Annotated in this window: 14 protein-coding genes and 1 pseudogene; 7 read left to right on the forward strand and 8 right to left on the reverse strand. The window is 60.0% G+C overall.

What is annotated here, in order from left to right:
• The first annotated feature begins 29 nt into the window (after positions 1 to 29).
• The 6 genes from treC (at position 30) to tadA (ending at position 7,897) form a co-directional block, all read left to right on the forward strand.
• Positions 30 to 1,676, forward strand: coding sequence for an alpha,alpha-phosphotrehalase (gene treC, locus ACYZT3_RS06440; protein WP_282375278.1), 1,647 nt, complete (start codon positions 30 to 32; stop codon positions 1,674 to 1,676).
• Between the two features lie 106 nt (positions 1,677 to 1,782).
• Positions 1,783 to 3,006, forward strand: a complete 1,224-nt coding sequence (locus ACYZT3_RS06445; protein ID WP_282375279.1) for a maltoporin — start codon at positions 1,783 to 1,785, stop codon at positions 3,004 to 3,006.
• A gap of 62 nt (positions 3,007 to 3,068) precedes the next feature.
• The gene (ptsP, locus tag ACYZT3_RS06450; RefSeq protein WP_462031733.1) at positions 3,069 to 5,597 is read left to right on the forward strand and encodes a phosphoenolpyruvate--protein phosphotransferase; all 2,529 of its coding nucleotides are present in this window, start codon (positions 3,069 to 3,071) and stop codon (positions 5,595 to 5,597) included.
• Positions 5,598 to 5,599: 2 nt separating this feature from the next.
• Positions 5,600 to 5,890, forward strand: a complete 291-nt coding sequence (locus tag ACYZT3_RS06455; RefSeq protein ID WP_449644221.1) for a PTS transporter subunit EIIB — start codon at positions 5,600 to 5,602, stop codon at positions 5,888 to 5,890.
• A gap of 139 nt (positions 5,891 to 6,029) precedes the next feature.
• Positions 6,030 to 7,406 (forward strand): multicopper oxidase family protein, encoded by a 1,377-nt coding sequence (locus ACYZT3_RS06460; RefSeq protein WP_462031734.1) that lies wholly within the window; start codon positions 6,030 to 6,032, stop codon positions 7,404 to 7,406.
• On the forward strand, positions 7,406 to 7,897 hold the full coding sequence (gene tadA, locus ACYZT3_RS06465) for a tRNA adenosine(34) deaminase TadA (RefSeq protein ID WP_462031735.1): 492 nt from the start codon (positions 7,406 to 7,408) through the stop codon (positions 7,895 to 7,897). The genes ACYZT3_RS06460 and tadA overlap by 1 nt, the downstream gene beginning before the upstream one ends.
• 73 nt (positions 7,898 to 7,970) lie before the next feature.
• Here the strand turns inward: tadA and cmoB are convergent, their stop codons facing one another.
• The 8 genes and pseudogenes from cmoB to ACYZT3_RS06505 all read right to left on the reverse strand — a co-directional run.
• Positions 7,971 to 8,927 carry a tRNA 5-methoxyuridine(34)/uridine 5-oxyacetic acid(34) synthase CmoB gene (cmoB, locus tag ACYZT3_RS06470; RefSeq protein ID WP_462031736.1) on the reverse strand — a complete coding sequence of 319 codons (957 nt, stop codon included), beginning with the start codon at positions 8,925 to 8,927 and terminating at the stop codon, positions 7,971 to 7,973.
• Positions 8,924 to 9,667, reverse strand: a complete 744-nt coding sequence (gene cmoA / locus ACYZT3_RS06475; protein WP_462031737.1) for a carboxy-S-adenosyl-L-methionine synthase CmoA — start codon at positions 9,665 to 9,667, stop codon at positions 8,924 to 8,926. The genes cmoB and cmoA overlap by 4 nt, the downstream gene beginning before the upstream one ends.
• A 157-nt stretch (positions 9,668 to 9,824) precedes the next feature.
• Positions 9,825 to 10,319, reverse strand: a complete 495-nt coding sequence (locus ACYZT3_RS06480) for a hypothetical protein (protein ID WP_462031738.1) — start codon at positions 10,317 to 10,319, stop codon at positions 9,825 to 9,827.
• A 129-nt stretch (positions 10,320 to 10,448) separates the two neighbouring features.
• The gene (locus ACYZT3_RS06485) at positions 10,449 to 11,099 is read right to left on the reverse strand and encodes a lysoplasmalogenase (protein ID WP_462031739.1); all 651 of its coding nucleotides are present in this window, start codon (positions 11,097 to 11,099) and stop codon (positions 10,449 to 10,451) included.
• 2 nt (positions 11,100 to 11,101) lie between these two features.
• Entirely contained in the window at positions 11,102 to 11,494 is a 393-nt protein-coding gene (locus ACYZT3_RS06490; RefSeq protein ID WP_282375286.1) for a protease inhibitor I42 family protein, read from the reverse strand.
• Positions 11,495 to 11,626: 132 nt separating this feature from the next.
• Positions 11,627 to 14,044 carry an endopeptidase La gene (gene lon / locus ACYZT3_RS06495; protein WP_282375287.1) on the reverse strand — a complete coding sequence of 806 codons (2,418 nt, stop codon included), beginning with the start codon at positions 14,042 to 14,044 and terminating at the stop codon, positions 11,627 to 11,629.
• Positions 14,045 to 14,736: 692 nt separating this feature from the next.
• On the reverse strand, positions 14,737 to 17,148 hold the full coding sequence (locus ACYZT3_RS06500; protein WP_282375288.1) for a glucose/quinate/shikimate family membrane-bound PQQ-dependent dehydrogenase: 2,412 nt from the start codon (positions 17,146 to 17,148) through the stop codon (positions 14,737 to 14,739).
• A gap of 181 nt (positions 17,149 to 17,329) precedes the next feature.
• A pseudogene (locus ACYZT3_RS06505) lies at positions 17,330 to 17,470 on the reverse strand (porin); the annotation flags it as partial.
• A 284-nt stretch (positions 17,471 to 17,754) separates the two neighbouring features.
• On the opposite strand from ACYZT3_RS06505, the gene ACYZT3_RS06510 reads away from it, so the two are divergent.
• On the forward strand, positions 17,755 to 17,985 hold the full coding sequence (locus tag ACYZT3_RS06510; protein WP_282375289.1) for a VF530 family protein: 231 nt from the start codon (positions 17,755 to 17,757) through the stop codon (positions 17,983 to 17,985).
• The last annotated feature ends 2 nt before the right edge of the window (positions 17,986 to 17,987 follow it).

Raw genomic sequence — 17,987 nt, forward strand, 5'->3', positions numbered from 1 at the left:
GCCACATCAATTTGTTGAAGGAGTCCGCGATGCAAGACTGGCAACGTTCGGTGATCTACCAGATCTACCCGAAGAGTTTTCACAGCCACGCCGGCAACCCCACGGGTGATTTGCTTGGCGTTGTGGCCAAGCTCGATTACCTGCATTGGTTGGGTGTCGATTGCCTGTGGATCACGCCGTTCCTGCGTTCGCCCCAGCGCGACAACGGTTACGACATCAGCGATTACTACGCCATCGACCCGAGTTACGGGACCATGGCCGATTGCGAATTGCTGATCGCCGAGGCCGGCAAGCGCGGGATCAAGCTGATGCTCGATATCGTGGTCAACCACACGTCCATTGAGCACACCTGGTTCCAGCAGGCCCGCAGCAGCCTCGACAATCCTTACCGCGATTTCTACATCTGGCGCGATCAGCCGAACAACTGGGAATCCAAGTTCGGCGGTTCGGCCTGGGAATACGAGGCGCAGACCGGTCAGTACTTCCTGCACCTGTTCGATCACACACAGGCCGACCTGAACTGGGACAACCCCAAGGTGCGCGCCGAAGTGTTCAAGATGATGCGCTTCTGGCGCGACAAGGGCGTAGGCGGGTTCCGTCTGGACGTCATCAACCTGATCTCCAAACCGGCGGACTTCCCCGAGGACAACACCGACGGTCGACGTTTCTACACCGACGGCCCGAACGTCCACGAGTATTTGCAGCAGATGCACCGTGAAGTGTTCGAGGGTCATGACCTGATCAACGTCGGCGAGATGTCGTCAACCAACTTGGAACACTGCATTCGCTACTCGCGGCCGGAGTCGAAAGAGCTCTCGATGACCTTCAACTTCCATCATCTAAAGGTCGATTACCCGAACCTGCAGAAGTGGATTCGTGCCGATTTCGATTTCCTCGAACTCAAGCGCATCCTCTCCGATTGGCAAACCGGCATGCAGGCCGGCGGTGGCTGGAACGCGCTGTTCTGGTGTAACCACGATCAGCCACGGGTGGTCTCGCGGTTTGGTCATGACGGCGAGCATCGGGTGGTGTCGGCGAAGATGCTCGGCACGGCGCTGCATTTTCTGCAGGGCACGCCGTTCGTATATCAAGGTGAAGAACTGGGCATGACCAATCCGGGGTTCGATCACATTGATCAGTACCGCGATGTCGAAACCCTGAACATCTTTCGGCTCAAGCGCGAGGCCGGTGCGAGTGACGTCGACAACATGGCGGCGATCATGCAGAAGTCCCGGGACAACGGTCGCACGCCCATGCACTGGAACGCCGAGCCGAACGCCGGTTTCAGCGCTGTCGAGCCGTGGATCGGGGTGCCAGCCAACGCCGCGCAGATCAACGTCGCCACCCAACTCGACGACCCGGATTCCGTGTTGCATCACTACCGTCAGTTGATCGCGCTGCGTCGCACTGAGGCGCTGATGTCCGACGGCGTGTATCGGCAATTATTGCCTGAGCACACACAAATCTGGGCGTATGTGCGTGAGGGCAGTGGCGAACGGTTGCTGGTGCTGAACAACTTCTACGGCACGCCATGCGAATTCGTGTTGCCGGATGAAGTGATCAGCGAAGCGATGGCCCAACGTCTGGTCATCAGCAATTACCCGGACTGTCCGGCGCGAAACTGGCAGGTCCTCTTACGGCCTTTTGAGTCATTCGTGCTGCATATGACCGACTGACCGACCGCAAAAAAACACCGACTTAAAAAAACACGCAGAACGCTGCGCGGGGGAGTTTTGCGCGCCGATTTTGCCGCTGCACACAATAAAAATAATGGGGTAGCTCTTGAAAACAACAATAAATCGCAGCCTTGCAGCCGCGAGCATATGCCTGGCGTTGCCACTGACGGCACAAGCCCTGGAATTCGGGGGGTACTTGCGTAGCGGCGTCGGCACCTCGGTCAACAGCAGCTCCCAGTCATGCTTCCAATTGCCTGGCGCGCAGACGAAATATCGGTTGGGCAACGAATGCGAGCAATACGGGGAGCTGGAGTTGCGACAGGACTTGTACACGCTGGATGACGGTTCGGTATTCAGCGTCGACGGCATGGCTTCGTTGTACAACCAGTACGACAAGGACCTGACCTTCAACGGTGACAACGGCTCGGTGCGCCTGCCGCAGCTTTACGCGCAATGGTCGAACGTGCCCGCCCTCAACGGCGGTTCACTGTGGGCCGGCCGGCGTTACTACAAACGGAACGATATCCATATTTCCGACTTCTACTACTGGAACCAAAGCGCTACCGGCGGCGGTATCGAAGATGTGCTGATCGGCGATCTGAAATACAGCTACGCCTTCTCGCGCAAGGACAACCTGTACCAGAAGGACTACATCAACCGTCACGATTTCAACGTCGCCGGCTTCAACACCAACCCCGGCGGTGCGCTGGAGTTCGGCCTGAGCTACATCGACAAGCCCGACAGCCGCGACGCTCATCGAGGCTGGGCGATCACCACTCAGCATGTGCAGAAAGGTTTTCTGGGCGGCAAGAACAAACTGGCCTTCCAGTACGGCGAAGGTCCCGGCACCGGGTTGGGCTATACCGGTAACGTGAAGCTCGACGACAGCAACAAAAGTTACCGGGTGGTGGAATTCTTCGACTGGCAAGTGACGCCGCGATTTGGCGGGCAAGTCGAGGCGGTTTACCAGAAAGACATTCGACCGGACGGTACCGATCAGAACTGGATTTCCCTGGGTGTTCGCCCGGCTTATGCGATCACCGAGCAGTTCAAACTGGTGACCGAACTGGGCCACGATCAGGTTGAGGCCCCAGGCGGGACGCGCAAGCTGAGCAAATTCACTTTCGCTCCGACGTGGTCGCCCAAGGGCCCTGAGTTCTGGGAACGCCCCGAGGTGCGTCTGTATTACACCTATGCGAGCTGGAACGAGGCGGCCAAACGGGCCGCCAATGAACTGGCGGCGGGTTCGGCGTTGTCCGACACCGGTGCCTTTGGCACGGCGCGACACGGTGCGAACGTCGGATTGCAGGTCGAGTACTGGTGGAAATAAGCGATGCTGTCGGAGCCTCGCGCTCCATCGGCACTTCAAAGAACAAAACAGCAGGTGACGTCATGGCCACATCTCAACAATTGCAACTGCTGGCTCCTTTGTCCGGCGTGCTGATGCCGCTGAATCAGGTGCCGGACCCCGCGTTCTCCAGCCGGGTGATCGGCGATGGTTTGTGCATCGATCCGACTACGCAAACCCTGTGCGCACCGCTGGCCGGAGTTGTCAGCAATGTGCAGGCCAGTGGGCACGCGGTCAGCATCACCGACGACCACGGCGTTCAGGTGTTGATGCACATCGGACTCGACACCGTGAACCTGGCCGGTCAGGGCTTCACCCGGTTGGTGGAGGAAGGCCAGCGGGTTGAAGCGGGACAGGCCCTGATCGAGTTCGATGCCGATTTTGTTGCATTGAATGCCCGCAGCCTGCTGACGTTGATGCTGGTGGTCAGCGGTGAGCCGTTCACTTGGCTGACGCCGGAAACAGGTTTGGTAGAAAGTGGTCAGCCGCTCCTGAGCTTGAGTCCCGTCGAGCAGGCAACAGATGAGCCGGTGCCGGAAGAGGGCGAAGCACTGTTTTCAAAACCGGTGACACTGGCCAACCCGAACGGCTTGCACGCCCGTCCGGCAGCGGTGTTTGCCCAGGCGGCGAAAGGTTTTTCGGCGAGCATTTACCTGCATAAACAGCAGGTGAGTGCTAACGCGAAATCCTTGGTGGCAATCATGGCGTTGCAGACGGCCCACGGTGACGTTGTGCAAGTCAGCGCGGCCGGCCCGGACGCTGAAGCGGCGATCAAGGCACTGGCCGAATTGCTGACCGCCGGGTGTGGCGAGACGGTCGCCGTGATGGCAGAGGTTGAGACGATTGAAGCGTCATCGCTGAGCGTTTTGCGCGGAGTCTGTGCCTCGGCGGGTTCGGCGTTTGGCCAGGTTATGCAGATCGCCGAGCAGACGCTTGAAGTGAGCGAGTTCGGCGTCGGTCCGCAGGTTGAGCGAGAGCATTTGTCTCGGGCCTTGGCCGAAGCGGTGCTGGCCTTGCAGCCGTTGCGCGACAACGCCACAGGGGATGCCCAGGCAGAGATTTTCAAGGCGCACCAGGAACTGCTTGAAGACCCGAGTCTGCTGGATCAGGCCGAGGCGCTGATCATCGAAGGCAAAAGTGCCGGCTTCGCCTGGCGGGCGGCCACCGAGTCGACGGCAACCTTGTTCAAAAGCCTGGGCAATGCCTTGCTGGCAGAGCGGGCGGCGGATCTGGCCGATGTCGGCCAGCGCGTGCTCAAGTTGATCCTCGGGGTACAGGATCAGGCGATGGAGCTGCCTGAAGGGGCGATCCTGATCGCCGAACAACTGACGCCGTCACAGACCGCCGGGCTCGATACCCGCAAGGTGCTGGGTTTCGCCACGGTCGGTGGCGGCGCTACCAGCCACGTCGCGATTCTCGCGCGTGCGTTCGGTTTGCCGGCGATCTGCGGGCTGCCCGTTCAGGTGCTGGCGCTGGCCAACGGCACCCAAGTGTTGCTCGACGCCGACAAGGGCGAGCTGCACCTGGACCCGGATTTGGCGGCCATCGAGCAGCTGCAAACCAATCGTCAGCATCAACAGAAGCGCCATCAACATGAGCTGGCGCACGCTGCGCAGGCGGCGTGTACCCGCGATGGTCATCATTTTGAAGTGACGGCCAACATCGCCTCGCTGGCTGAAGCGGAGCAGGCCATGGCACTGGGAGGTGCGGGCGTCGGATTGTTGCGTTCGGAGTTTCTTTATCTGGGTCGCAATCATGCGCCGAGCCATGACGAGCAAACATCAACCTATAGCGCCATCGCCAGGACGCTCGGGCCGGCGCGTAATCTGGTGGTGCGCACACTGGATGTCGGCGGCGACAAACCCCTGGCCTATGTGCCGATGGCCAGCGAAACCAATCCATTCCTGGGCATGCGCGGGATTCGTTTGTGTCTGGAGCGCCCGCAGCTGTTGCGCGATCAGTTCAAAGCGATCCTGAGCTGCGCCAGGCTGGCCCGTCTGCACATCATGCTGCCCATGGTCACGCAGCTGTCGGAGTTGCGACTGGCCCGGCAGCTGCTTGAGGAAGAGGCGCTGGCATTGGGCCTTACTGAACTGCCGAAACTGGGGATCATGATCGAAGTGCCGGCAGCGGCATTGATGGCGGATCTGTTTGCGCCCGAGGTGGATTTCTTCTCCATCGGCACCAACGACCTGACCCAATACACCCTGGCCATGGACCGCGATCATCCGCGCCTGGCCAGTCAGGCCGACAGCTTTCATCCGTCGGTGCTGCGTTTGATTGCCAGCACCGTGAAGGCTGCCCACGCCCATGGCAAATGGGCCGGTGTGTGCGGCGCCATGGCTTCCGAGACGTTGGCGGTACCGTTGCTGCTGGGACTTGGCGTGGATGAACTGTCGGTGAGTGTGCCGTCGATTCCGGCGATCAAAGCGGCGGTCCGCGAAGTGGATCTGCTGGACTGCCAGGCCATCGCTCAGCAAGTGCTGGGCCTGGAAAGCGCCGAGCAAGTGCGCGAGGCGTTGCGGCTGTATCACGAGGCGACGGTCGATACTTCACGGGTACTGGAGAACTGAGCATGTTCGAGAAAATGCAGCGGGCGTTCTGGAAAGCGTTGACCCCGGATCTGATAGCGGATGAGCCGAAGGTGGTTGTTCAGCCTGTTTTTGGTCTGGCCCAGGAAATCGTCGCCGCGCTGGGCGGAGTGGATAACCTCAAGTCGCAGCAGCCCGTGGCGCTGACCCGGGTTCGGGTGGAGTTGCGGGATGTGGGGCGGGTGGATCGGCAGGCTTTAAATAGGGCAGGTGTACCGGGAGTCATGACGCTGGATGACGGGGTGGTGCATCTGATCACCGGTCTCCCGCACTGATCGTTCCCACTCTGCGTGGGAATGCTCGCCTCCTGCGGCCATCCGCCGCGCTGCCCTTACTGTTTCTCAACCGCAGGTGTATCGTATTCGCCTTTTACAGGCCCCACGCCTGTCGCTGATACGTGAGGTAGTTGAGTTCATGTCCTTTACCCGTCGCCAAATCCTCGGTGGCCTGGCCGGTCTTGTTGTCGTTGGTGTCGGAGCGGGGGGCGCGTCGCGGTACTGGTTGGGCAAGATGGCCGACGCCGATGCGGGCCACGACTATGAGCTGATCGCCGCACCATTGGACGTTGAGCTGGTGGCCGGGCACAAGACTGAGGCCTGGGCGTTCGGCCCCTCGGCGCCGGGCACTGAGTTGCGCGTGCGTCAGGGTGAATGGCTGCGGGTACGCTTCATCAATCACCTGCCGGTGGCGACGACCATTCACTGGCACGGCATCCGCTTGCCGCTGGAAATGGACGGCGTGCCTTACGTGTCGCAGCTTCCGGTATTGCCGGGCGAATATTTCGACTACAGGTTTCGCGTGCCCGACGCTGGAAGCTATTGGTATCACCCGCATGTCAACAGCAGCGAGGAGCTCGGTCGCGGGCTGGTCGGCCCGCTGATCGTCGAAGAGCGCGACCCCACCGGGTTTAACTATGAGAAAACCTTGAGCCTCAAGAGCTGGCACGTGGATGAGGAAGGCGCGTTTGTCGCGTTCAGCATTCCGCGCGAAGCCGCGCGTGGCGGCACGGCGGGGCGCCTGTCGACGATCAATGGCGTCGCGCAAGCGGTGATCGACTTGCCCGCCGGGCAGATCACCCGCGTGCGCCTGCTCAATCTCGACAACACATTGACTTACCGTCTGAATATTCCCGGCGTCGAAGCGCAGATCTATGCGCTGGACGGCAACCCTATCGAGCCGCGCCCGCTCGGCAAGGAATATTGGCTCGGTCCCGGCATGCGCATCTGCCTGGCGATCAAGGCACCGCCGGCCGGTGAAGAATTGTCCCTGCGCAATGGCCCGGTACGCCTGGGCACATTCCGCTCAGTGGCCAATACCGACGCGCCGACCGAGTGGCCGCCGGCGCTGCCCGCCAACCCGGTGGCAGAACCGGACCTGGCCAAAGCCGAGAAACTCAACTTCAATTTCGAATGGGTGGGGTCGGTGTCAGTCAACGTCGACAACGGCAAGCCGCCAAGCTTGTGGCAGATCAACGGCAAGGCCTGGGACATCACCGACAAGACCTGTGCCGACCGCCCGATTGCCAAGCTCGAAAAGGGCAAAAGCTACATTTTCGAATTGAAAAACATGACTCAGTATCAGCACCCGATTCACCTGCACGGCATGAGCTTCAAAGTCATCGCCTCGAACCGGCACAAGGTGATTCCGTACTTCACTGACACTTACCTGTTGGGCAAGAACGAGCGTGCGCAAGTGGCGCTGGTGGCGGATAACCCGGGGATCTGGATGTTCCACTGCCACGTGATCGATCACATGGAAACCGGCCTGATGGCCGCCATCGAGGTGGCGTGATGCGTCAGATTCGTCCCGCCGCAATCATCGACCGTAGCCGTGATCGCGACTTCATGCGCGAAGCGTTGGCGCTGGCCGCCCAAGGCGCGGCGCTTGGCGAAGTGCCGGTGGGGGCGGTGCTGGTGCAGGACGCTGAAATCATCGGCCGCGGCTTCAATTGCCCGATCAGCGGCAATGACCCGAGTGCTCACGCCGAGATGGTTGCTATCCGAGCTGCCGCGTTGGCGACCAGCAACTATCGTCTGCCCGGCAGCACGCTCTACGTGACGCTTGAACCGTGCAGCATGTGCGCCGGGCTGATCGTACATTCGCGGATTGCGCGGGTGGTATATGGGGCCTTGGAGCCAAAGGCCGGGATTGTGCAGAGTCAGGGGCAGTTTTTTACCCAGAGCTTTTTGAATCACCGGGTGCTCTATGAAGGCGGGGTGTTGGCCAAGGAGTGCGGGGCGGTGTTGAGCGAATTCTTCAAGGCCCGGCGGGCAACCCGTTAGATCGCTTGCGCGGGCAAGCCTCGCTCCTACAGATTTCGGTGAACCGTAGGAGCGAGGCTTGCCCGCGAAGCTTTTACTTACGGGCCACGATCACCGCACGCATCGGCGCCGGCAATCCTTCAACCGTCTTGCTGTGATCTTCCGGATCAAGGAAATCGCTCAGCGACTGATACTTCATCCATTCCGTCCCGCGCTGTTCCTCGACCGTGGTCACGCTCACGTCCACACAGCGAACATCCGTGAACCCGGCCCGGCGCAGCCACAGCTCCAGCGCCGGTACCGACGGCAGGAACCACACGTTACGCATCTGCGCATAACGGTCTTCCGGTACCAGCACCTGCTGCTGATCGCCTTCAATCACCAGCGTCTCCAGTACCAGCTCACCGCCTTTGACCAGGCAATCCTTCAGCGCCAGCAAATGCTCGATCGGCGAGCGGCGGTGGTAAAACACACCCATCGAAAACACCGTGTCGAAGCCTTCCATGTTCGGCGGCAGGTCTTCGAACGGGAACGGCAGGTGCCAGGCATTGGGTTCGGACAGGTAACGCTGCACCGCCTGGAACTGACAGAAGAACAGCCAGTTCGGGTCAACGCCAATCACGCTGTCGGCCCCGGCACCGAGCATGCGCCACATGTAGTAGCCATTGCCGCAGCCGACATCGAGGATGCGTTTGCCCTTCAGATCCAGATGCGGTGCGACCCGCGACCATTTCCAGTCCGAACGCCATTCGGTGTCGACATGCACGCCAAACAAATCGAACGGCCCTTTGCGCCACGGCGACAGGCCCATCAGCGCGGTACGCATTTGCGCGCGGGTTTCATCATCACAATCGGTGTCCAGCGTCAGACCATTGAGCAGGTCGACTTCGCTGGGCTGAATCTTCGGCAAGGCGTCCAGCGCACTCTGCCAACGCTCCAGGTCGCCATGACCCTTTTCCATTTTCTTGTCGAGTTGTGCTTGCAGGGTGTTGGCCCAGTCGGCCAGCGGCGTGCCGTCCAGACGGCGGGCGAGGGGGGACAGATCAATCATGGCAAGGCAATCAACGAGGCAAAGTTAAGACACTGGAACCACGGCACGACTTTCGAGAACCCGGCGGCCAACAGGCGCTCGCGGTGTTCTTCGAGGCTGTCGGGCTTCATGACGTTTTCGATGGCGCTGCGTTTCTGGGCAATTTCCAGTTCGCTGTAGCCGTTGGCGCGTTTGAACGCGACGTGCAGGTCGGTGAGCAGCGCGTGTTCTTCGAGGTCGTTGAAGCGCAGCTTTTCCGACAGGATCAGCGCGCCACCGGGCAATAGCGACTGGCGGATACGCGAGAGCAACGCGGTGCGCTGCTCCGGGGCGATGAATTGCAGGGTGAAGTTCAGCGCGACCACCGAGGCTGGCTGGAATTGCAGGGCCAGGATGTCGCCTTCGATTACCTCCACGGGCAGCAGCTCCTGGAACATCGAGTCCTGACCGTTGAGGTATTCGCGGCAACGCTCGACCATCGCCGCAGAGTTATCCACAGCGATCACCCGGCAGCCGTCGGTGTGCACGTGACGGCGCAGGGCCTGAGTCACGGCGCCGAGAGAAGAGCCGAGGTCGTAGAGCACGCTGTTGGGCTGGGCGAATTGCGCGGCAAGCACGCCAAGGTTTTCAACGATGGTCGGATAACCCGGCACCGAGCGCTTGATCATGTCCGGGAATACCCGCACCACATCCTCGTTAAAGGCGAAGTCAGGCACCTGGGCCAAAGGCTGGGCGAAAAGGCGATCGGGTTCTTTGCTCACGGCGGTTTCCGGCGGTGTCGATGGAAAAGGCCGGCATTTTAGCCAAAGTGGCGCGGGGATGCTTGGGTTGTCTGATAAAACGTGGCAGAGCGCTTTGAGGAAAGCTGAATGACCAAGCTCGACTCGTTCGGCTTGGCCATTCATGATTTAACGCTGATTACTGCGGTTGCAGGAATACGATGTAAGTGGATTTGCCGGCGATTTTCAGCTCACGATTACGCTCATCGACACCCTTGAAATCAAAGCCGATTTGGTAATGCAATTTCTCGGGGCTAGCCTCAATGGCCTCTACAGTGAAAGTTCCGCTTTTTGGTTTGAATGCGAAAGAAGTAGTAAAGCCGGGGATGGTCCCCGTTTCAAAGTAATAGGCATCTTCGAAAGGAAAGCCCGTATCGGTAACAGAATAGGTACCGGATTTAATGTTTTTATCGAATACGAGCACCAGGCCTTTTTTACTTCGATGCGAATAGTCCTGAGTATTTGCGCGGGTTACCAGCGCAATCTGATTACTCGCGGGATCGGCTGCGTACTCGACAATTTGGCTCTCGAACTTCACTCGGCCAGAAACCGTGGCAAGTGTTTCAGCACTAACGGTGATGACGGGTTCTGCAGTGTTGGCAGAGATTGTATTTTTGCTTTTGAAAAAGCTCATGATGTTCTTCCTTGTATTACATGTGTGGTTGGATAAGGCCACTGAATACTAAGAAAGGATGAAGATTTGAGCTACTGTCAGATCTGACAGGTTTTTATAACGTTATGATATAGGTTGCGGGTTTTATGGTTATGAGATCCGGCTAAGTTGAGCACTTGTGTTAAATGCCGAGGCTGCAATACCCCATTGTCCCAACCAATAGCTGAGGATGATGACGTAAGGCGCGGCGTGGAACGGTGAGACGAAGCGGTCGATGCCGATCACGCTGTCGGAAAATACAAAACCCAGCGCACCGGCGGCTGCCAGTAACGCCGAACGCTTGGGCACATTGTTGCCGAGGCGAGCGAGGGCGCGCCAGAGCATGGCGCTGATCGCCGTGCCGTAGAGGATCACCGGCACCAGCAGCGGGCCGAGACCACTGGAAATCAGCATCCCCAGCAGCACTGCACCAACGCCGAGAGCAAGGATCAGCGGCAATAAAGCCAAGCGGCGGCAATCGCTCAGATAGGCTTTCAGGTAGGCGAGGTGCGCGACCAGAAACGCCCCGAGCCCAAATACAAACAAATCCCCCGGCCACGCCAGCAACACATCGCCGAGCAGGGAAAAAATCAGTCCTAGGCTGATCCAGCGTCGATACTCGCTGGGCGGTGCGTCGTGCAACCAACCGAGCAGCGCCAATACTGGCAGCGGTTTGACCAGCAGGCAGAGCAGAGTGGCGTGCACGCTCACGCCGTAGAGAAAGGTCACCGCGCCCATCAGCGCCAGAATCAGCCAGCCCACGATCAGTTAACCGAGATGGCGCAGTCGAAGCTTTCCACCGCCGGTATTTCCGGTGCCCATGGCTGTGAGTAGGTCAGGCGCAAACGGCCCGTGCCAGCGGTGAAGGACTGAAAGCGCCAGGTCGAGATCCCGGCGCTGCCGACGACCCCTGCATCTTCCGGGTTGCTGTAAACCTCGGGGCTGAGCGCGCGCAATACGCCACCGGCCGAATCCTGAATTGCCCAGCGGTAACCCGTGGTCGGGTTGCTTGGCAGGGTCAGGATCAGGTTCTGCCCGCTGTGCAGTTTCACCGGGCAGTCGCTTTGTTTTTCCACGGTCACGTTCTGTTTCGGTTGCGTGGCGCAAGCGGTCAGCAAAGAGAGGGCGAGCGGGACAAACAGGCGGGTGGGGGACATAAGGTCAGTGGCTCCGGCATTCACGACGAACGGCGAGCATAACTGAAGATGAGACAAATTGTGACGAGGAGGAGAGATCGTTCCCACGCGGACGGTTCGACGCCTCGACGTGGGAACGATCAGGTTAGGCCGTCAGAACAATATCTTCGCCACATCCGCAAAGCGTTTGGCGAAGTGCACGGTAATCCCTTCCTTCAGATAATCCGGCAACTCTTCAAAGCTTCCACGGTTTGGCTCTGGCAGGATCAACTCAAAAATTTTCTGCCGCCGCGCTGCAATCACCTTCTCGCGCACGCCGCCAATCGGTAGTACATGCCCGGTCAGCGTCAGCTCACCGGTCATCGCCACGCCTTTTTTCGGCGCCTGATTACGTGCGAGCGACAGCAGGGCGCTGGCCATGGTCACGCCAGCGCTCGGGCCGTCTTTCGGGGTGGCGCCTTCCGGTACGTGCAAGTGAACGAAGGCTTCGTCGAAGAACTTCGGGTCACCGCCAAACGACTTCAGATTGGAACTGACGTAGCTGTAGGCAATTTCCGCCGACTCTTTCATCACGTCGCCCAATTGCCCGGTGAGTTTGAAGCCCCGGTTGAGTGTGTGAATCCGCGTGGCTTCGATCGGCAGGGTCGCGCCACCCATGCTGGTCCAGGCCAGGCCGGTGATGACACCGGTGCCGGACAGTACCTGCTCGTTGCGGAATACCGGATGGCCGAGTGAGGCTTCGAGGTCTTTCGGGCCGATTTTGATCACCGCTTTTGGCTCGTCGATCAATTTCACGACGGCCTTGCGCACCAGTTTGCCCAGCTGTTTTTCCAGCTGCCGCACGCCGGCTTCACGGGCGTAACCGTCGATCAAGGCTTTTAACGCGGTGTCGCTGATGGCCAGGCTACCTTTCGATACGCCGGCCTTTTCCAGTTGCTTCGGCCACAGATGACGCTTGGCGATGGCGATTTTTTCTTCGGTGATGTAACCCGACAGGCGAATCACTTCCATCCGGTCCAATAATGGGCCGGGAATCGAATCCAGGGTGTTGGCGGTGCAGATGAACAGCACTTTCGACAGGTCCAGACGCAAGTCCAGGTAGTGGTCGAGGAATTCGACGTTCTGTTCCGGGTCGAGGGTTTCCAGCAGCGCCGAGGCCGGGTCGCCCTGGTAGCTCTGGCCCATTTTGTCGATCTCGTCGAGCATGATCACCGGGTTCATCACTTCGACGTCTTTCAACGCCTGCACGAGTTTGCCCGGTTGCGCACCGATGTAGGTGCGGCGGTGACCCTTGATCTCGGCTTCATCGCGCATGCCACCGAGGCTGAAGCGGTAGAACGGCCTGCCGAGGGATTCGGCGATGGATTTGCCGACACTGGTTTTACCCACGCCCGGTGGACCGACCAACAGCACAATGGAGCCGCTGATCTCGCCTTTGTAGGCACCGACCGCGAGGAACTCGAGGATGCGTTCCTTGATGTCGTCGAGGCCAGCATGGTGTTTGTCCAACACTTTGCGTGCGTGCTTGAGGTCGAGTTTGTCCTCGCCGAACACGCCCCACGGCACCGATGTCGCCCAGTCGAGGTAGTTGCGGGTGACCGCGTACTCCGGCGAACCGGTCTCGAGGATCGACAGCTTGTTCATTTCCTCTTCGATGCGTTTTTGCGCCTGAGCCGGCAGGACCTTGCCTTCCAGGCGCTGCTCGAATTGCTCGATGTCGGCGCTGCGGTCGTCCTTGGTCAGCCCCAGCTCTTGCTGAATGACCTTGAGTTGTTCCTTGAGGAAGAACTCGCGCTGATGCTCGCCGATCTTACGGTTAACTTCGGCGGAAATTTCTTTTTGCAGGCGCGCGACTTCAACTTCCTTGCGCAGCATCGGCAGCACTTTTTCCATGCGCTTGAGCATCGGCACACAGTCGAGCACTTCTTGCAGATCGTTGCCGGTGGCCGAGGTCAGGGCCGCAGCAAAGTCGGTCAGCGGCGACGGGTCGTTGGGGCTGAAGCGGTTGAGGTAATTCTTCAGCTCTTCGCTGTACAGCGGGTTGAGCGGCAGCAATTCTTTGATCGCGTTGATCAGCGCCATGCCGTAGGCCTTGACCTCGTCGGTCGGCTCGGTGGGCTGGTGCGGGTATTCGACTTCGACCAGATACGGCGGGCGATGGTGTTTGAGCCAACTGCGAATGCGTACGCGAGTCAGGCCTTGGGCGACGAATTGCAGTTTGCCGTTTTCGCGACTGGCGTGATGCACCTTGACCAGGGTGCCGTAGAGCGGCAGGACCGAGGTGTCGAAATGACGCGGATCTTCCTGGGGCGTGTCCATGTAGAACAGGGCCAGGGAGTGGTGATCGGATTTGCTCACCAGATCGAGGGTTTCAGCCCACGGTTCTTCATTGACGATGACCGGCAGCACTTGGGCCGGGAAGAACGGGCGGTTGTGGATCGGGATGATGTAGACCTTGTCCGGCAGGTTCTGGCCTGGCAGGGCGAGGTCTTTGCCGGTGGAGTGGTGTTCGGCGTTCTCTGGGTCGGCGTATTCGCTCGGGTCTTCGGGGAATTCTTGCTGGTCGCTCATGGGGCACCTGCGCAATTGGGTATGGGTGTTAGATGGGGCGGGTGGGGGGTGGTTTCAATGGCGGGGGATATTTCTGGTGTGTGTTCAGGGTTTGGACAGGTGCTTTTGACTTGGCGGCCTTTGGGCCGACCATGTTCCTGTTGACGGTGTACATATCCGTTCCTGCGGTAACGGCGGCTGGCGGTTTCGTCCTTACGACGAGTCCCTTTGGCAAACGCCCCAAAGGAACCAAAGGTCTTGCCCCGAGCGTCCGGCCCCTCGCCTAGGCTCGGCGTTCCTTCGCTCCGGCATTCATCTGGGGGCATCGCCTCCGGTCGGCTTCGCTTCGACCTCCTCTCGATGTGTTCGACTGCGTCGAACGGCGCTACGCGCCTACCCCCAGATGAACGCCTCCACTCAGCCTCCCGAAGGGGCGGGTGGATCAAGATCAAGAGCTGCAGGCGAGCTAACGCTCGGCCTGTTGAGTGGTGGAGGGCGGTGGGTGTATGCCGCTTCATTGTGGGAGCGAGCTTGCTCCGGGCGGCGTTCCGACGAAGGCTGTTTAACATTCAACATCAATGCTGCCTGATATACCGCATTCGCGAGCAAGCTCGCTCCCACAGGGGACGCGTGGTGTGGCGGGAAATCCAGCGGCCACAAAAAAAGGGCGACCCCCTCACAGGAGTCGCCTTTCCTTTAACCGCCGCTAAAACTTACTCGGACAGTTTGTACGCAATCACATAGTCACCCTGCTTGGTGCCCAGCGAACCATGACCACCCGCAACGACGAGCACGTATTGCTTGCCGTCCTTGCCGGTGTAGGTCATCGGCGTGGTTTGTGCGCCGGCTGGCAGGCGGCCTTCCCACAGCTGCTTGCCGTTTTTCACGTCGTAGGCGCGCAGGTACTGGTCGAGGGTGCCGCTCAGGAAGCCAACGCCACCGGCGGTGGTGAAGGTGCCGCCCAGGCTAGGCACGCCCATGCTCAGCGGGATCGGAACCGGTGAGCTGTCGCGCACGGTGCCGTTCTTGTGTTTCCAGATGATTTTGCTGGTGGTCAGGTCGATCGCAGCCACGTAGCCCCATGCTGGCGCCTGGCATGGCAGGCCCATTGGCGAGAGCAGGGGTTCGAGGACGACGCCGTAGGGCGCGCCTTTGTTTGGCTGCACGCCTTCGGTTTCGCTTTTACGCGGGCCTTGGGCGGCGATTTCGGCGGCCGGGATCAGTTTCGATTTGAACGCCATGTAGTCCGGGTTCATGAAAGCAATCTGACGCACCGGGTCAACCGAGATACCGCCCCAGTCGAACACGCCGAAGTTGCCTGGATACACGATCGAACCTTGCAACGATGGTGGGGTGAACGGGCCGTCGTAACGCAGGGATTTGAAGTCGATCCGGCAGATCAGTTGGTCGAACGGAGTCACGCCCCACATGTCGCGTTCTTTCAACGGCGGCGGCATGAGGTTGAGGTCGGATTTCGGTTGGGTCGGCGAGGTGTGATCACCGGCGACCGCGCCTTGCGGCACTGGCACTTCGTTGATCGGCACGATCGCCTGGCCGGTGCTGCGGTCCAGCACGTAGATGCTGCCTTGCTTGGTCGACACGAGTACCGCTGGCTTCACGCCGTCTGCGGTTTTCAGGTCCATCAGGGTTGGCTGGCCGCCGATATCCATGTCCCACAGGTCGTGGTGGGTGAGCTGGAAGTGCCAGCGCACCTTGCCGGTGCCGATGTCCAGCGCGGTCAGGCCGGCGGCGTGCAGCTCTGATTCAGGGGTACGCGCGCCACCGAACTGGTCCGGGGTCTGGTTGCCCATCGGCAGGTAAAGCATGCCGAGTTTTTCGTCCACGGCGAACATGGACCACATGTTCGGTGAGTTGCGGGTGTAGACCTTGCCTTCGGCAATCGGCGTGGTGTCGTCCGGGTTGCCGCTGTCCCAGTTCCACACCAGTTTGCCGGTGTGCACGTCGAACGCGCGAATCACGCCGCTTGGCTCGTCGATGGAAACGTTGTCGGTGACGTGGCCGCCAATTACCACCAGGTCTTTGGTGACTGCAGGAGGCGAGGTGGAGTAGTAACCGCCGGCGTTAAAGCCGCCGATGTTGGCGCTCAGGTCGACCTGACCACCGTTACCGAAGTCTTCGCACATCTTGCCGGTGTCGGCGTTCAGGGCGATCAGACGGGTGTCGGCAGTCGGCAGGAAGATCCGGCGCGGGCAGACGTTGCTGACCGGAGCAGGGCTGGCGGTGCCTGTCGGGCTCTGCTCGGACGCGTAAGCGGCGTCATCGTGATAGGTCACGCCACGACAAGTCATGTGCGCCCAGCCCTTGAAGTTCGCCGCGTTTTGCGTGGAGAGCTTCGGATCGAAACGCCAGAGTTCCTTGCCGGTGTCCGGGTCCAGCGCGATCACCTGGCTGTGCGGCGTGCAGACGTAAAGCATGCCGTTGACTTTCAGCGGAGTGTTTTCGGCAGTGGTTTCGCCTGGGTCGTTAGGGCCCGGGATGTCACCGGTGCGGTAGGTCCAGGCTGGTACCAGTTTGTTGACGTTTTGCGGCGTGATCTGCGCCAGTGGCGAGTAACGATCGCCGTGCGCACTGCGGCCGTAGGAGTTCCAGTCACCGTCGGGCATGGCCGGGGCGGTGTTGGTCATGCCCGGCACGCTGTCGCGGTCCAGTTGGCCTTTGATTTCACCGGGGTTGGTGAATTGGCTGGCCAGCGCAGCAACGGCGGCCAGCACCACGGCGACGCTCAGTGCGCCGGTGCCCATCGGCGCAGGGCCGGTAATCAGCAGCGGATGGCGGAACCACGGCAGCAGCATGACGATGCCCAGCGCAAACAACATCGCCAGACGCGGCACCAGTTGCCACCAATCGAGGCCGACTTCCCACAAGGCCCAAACGGTGCTGGCGAACAGCACCGCCGCGTAAAGGCCCAGCGCAGCGCGGCGTGCCAAGATCATCAACACGCCGGTCAGCGCCAGGCCGATACCGGCCAGTAGGTAATACAGCGAGCCGCCGAGCATGCTCAGCTTGATCCCCCCGGCCAGCATGGCCAGGCCCATTAGCAGAAGCAGGATACCGAGCAGGCTCGGCAGCAGACGGCTTCGACTCAAAGCACCATCAGTGCTCATAGTGTGGTTCTCCGTGACGTTTTAAATAGCCCGCGCAAGTTCACTGTAGATGACGATCCTGTGCGGGCAGGGTTCAGTTGAAAGTGTGCGGACGCCGCATTCCCTGTGGGAGCGAGCTAGCTCGCGATAGCGGTGGGTCAGGCAATATCAATGTTGGCTGTGATGGCCTCTTCGCGAGCAAGCTCTCGCTATCAAAGGCCAGGGCCGCCTGGGTGCAGGTGGCGAGGCCCAACGCGGTGAATCCGCCGATCAGGTTCAGGGCTTTTCGCCGAGCAATAGCGTTGCAGACAGCGCTGTCTCGCGGAGTTTGAAAATAAGGCATAGGAGAAGTAATTCTGGGTCTTTTTCTGGGAAGTGAACTGAAGCGGCGATATGACGCGGGCAGCGGAAGCGTTTCAGCTTGACGGGCGCAAGGATAATGTCCTGTTACAAATAGAGAAAGCGCTTTTAACGAGATGAATTCTTTCGTATTCGGTAACAGTGCCGGGAGGCGATCTTTGAGGGTTCACCTACATTTAACGGACAGCACACAGATCGCTTTCCACCAACGAAGCCCTCGGCTAAGGTGCGCGGCTTCTTTACCCTTTCTACGCTTGAAGGCCCGGCATGACCGAACAGAACAACAACCCACTGCACGGCGTGACGCTGGAGCAAATCCTCAACGCGCTGGTTGAACACTACGAATGGTCGGGGTTGGCCGAGCGCATCGACATCCGCTGCTTCAAGAGTGACCCGAGCATCAAGTCGAGCCTGACATTCCTGCGCAAAACCCCGTGGGCACGGGAGAAGGTCGAGCACTTGTACGTGAAGTTGATGCGCACCAAGCGCCCGGTCTGAAT

The sequence above is a fragment of the Pseudomonas sp. MDT1-16 genome (assembly GCF_054898115.1).

Excerpts from the sequence above, each read along its gene's own strand:
- treC (WP_282375278.1), top strand. The coding sequence starts at position 30 with ATGCAAGACTGGCAACGTTCGGTGATCTACCAGATCTACCCGAAGAGT.
- ptsP (WP_462031733.1), top strand. The coding sequence starts at position 3,069 with ATGGCCACATCTCAACAATTGCAACTGCTGGCTCCTTTGTCCGGCGTG.
- ACYZT3_RS06455 (WP_449644221.1), top strand. The coding sequence starts at position 5,600 with ATGTTCGAGAAAATGCAGCGGGCGTTCTGGAAAGCGTTGACCCCGGAT.
- ACYZT3_RS06460 (WP_462031734.1), top strand. The coding sequence starts at position 6,030 with ATGTCCTTTACCCGTCGCCAAATCCTCGGTGGCCTGGCCGGTCTTGTT.
- tadA (WP_462031735.1), top strand. The coding sequence starts at position 7,406 with ATGCGTCAGATTCGTCCCGCCGCAATCATCGACCGTAGCCGTGATCGC.
- cmoB (WP_462031736.1), bottom strand. The coding sequence starts at position 8,927 with ATGATTGATCTGTCCCCCCTCGCCCGCCGTCTGGACGGCACGCCGCTG.
- ACYZT3_RS06480 (WP_462031738.1), bottom strand. The coding sequence starts at position 10,319 with ATGAGCTTTTTCAAAAGCAAAAATACAATCTCTGCCAACACTGCAGAA.
- ACYZT3_RS06490 (WP_282375286.1), bottom strand. The coding sequence starts at position 11,494 with ATGTCCCCCACCCGCCTGTTTGTCCCGCTCGCCCTCTCTTTGCTGACC.
- lon (WP_282375287.1), bottom strand. The coding sequence starts at position 14,044 with ATGAGCGACCAGCAAGAATTCCCCGAAGACCCGAGCGAATACGCCGAC.
- ACYZT3_RS06500 (WP_282375288.1), bottom strand. The coding sequence starts at position 17,148 with ATGAGCACTGATGGTGCTTTGAGTCGAAGCCGTCTGCTGCCGAGCCTG.
- ACYZT3_RS06510 (WP_282375289.1), top strand. The coding sequence starts at position 17,755 with ATGACCGAACAGAACAACAACCCACTGCACGGCGTGACGCTGGAGCAA.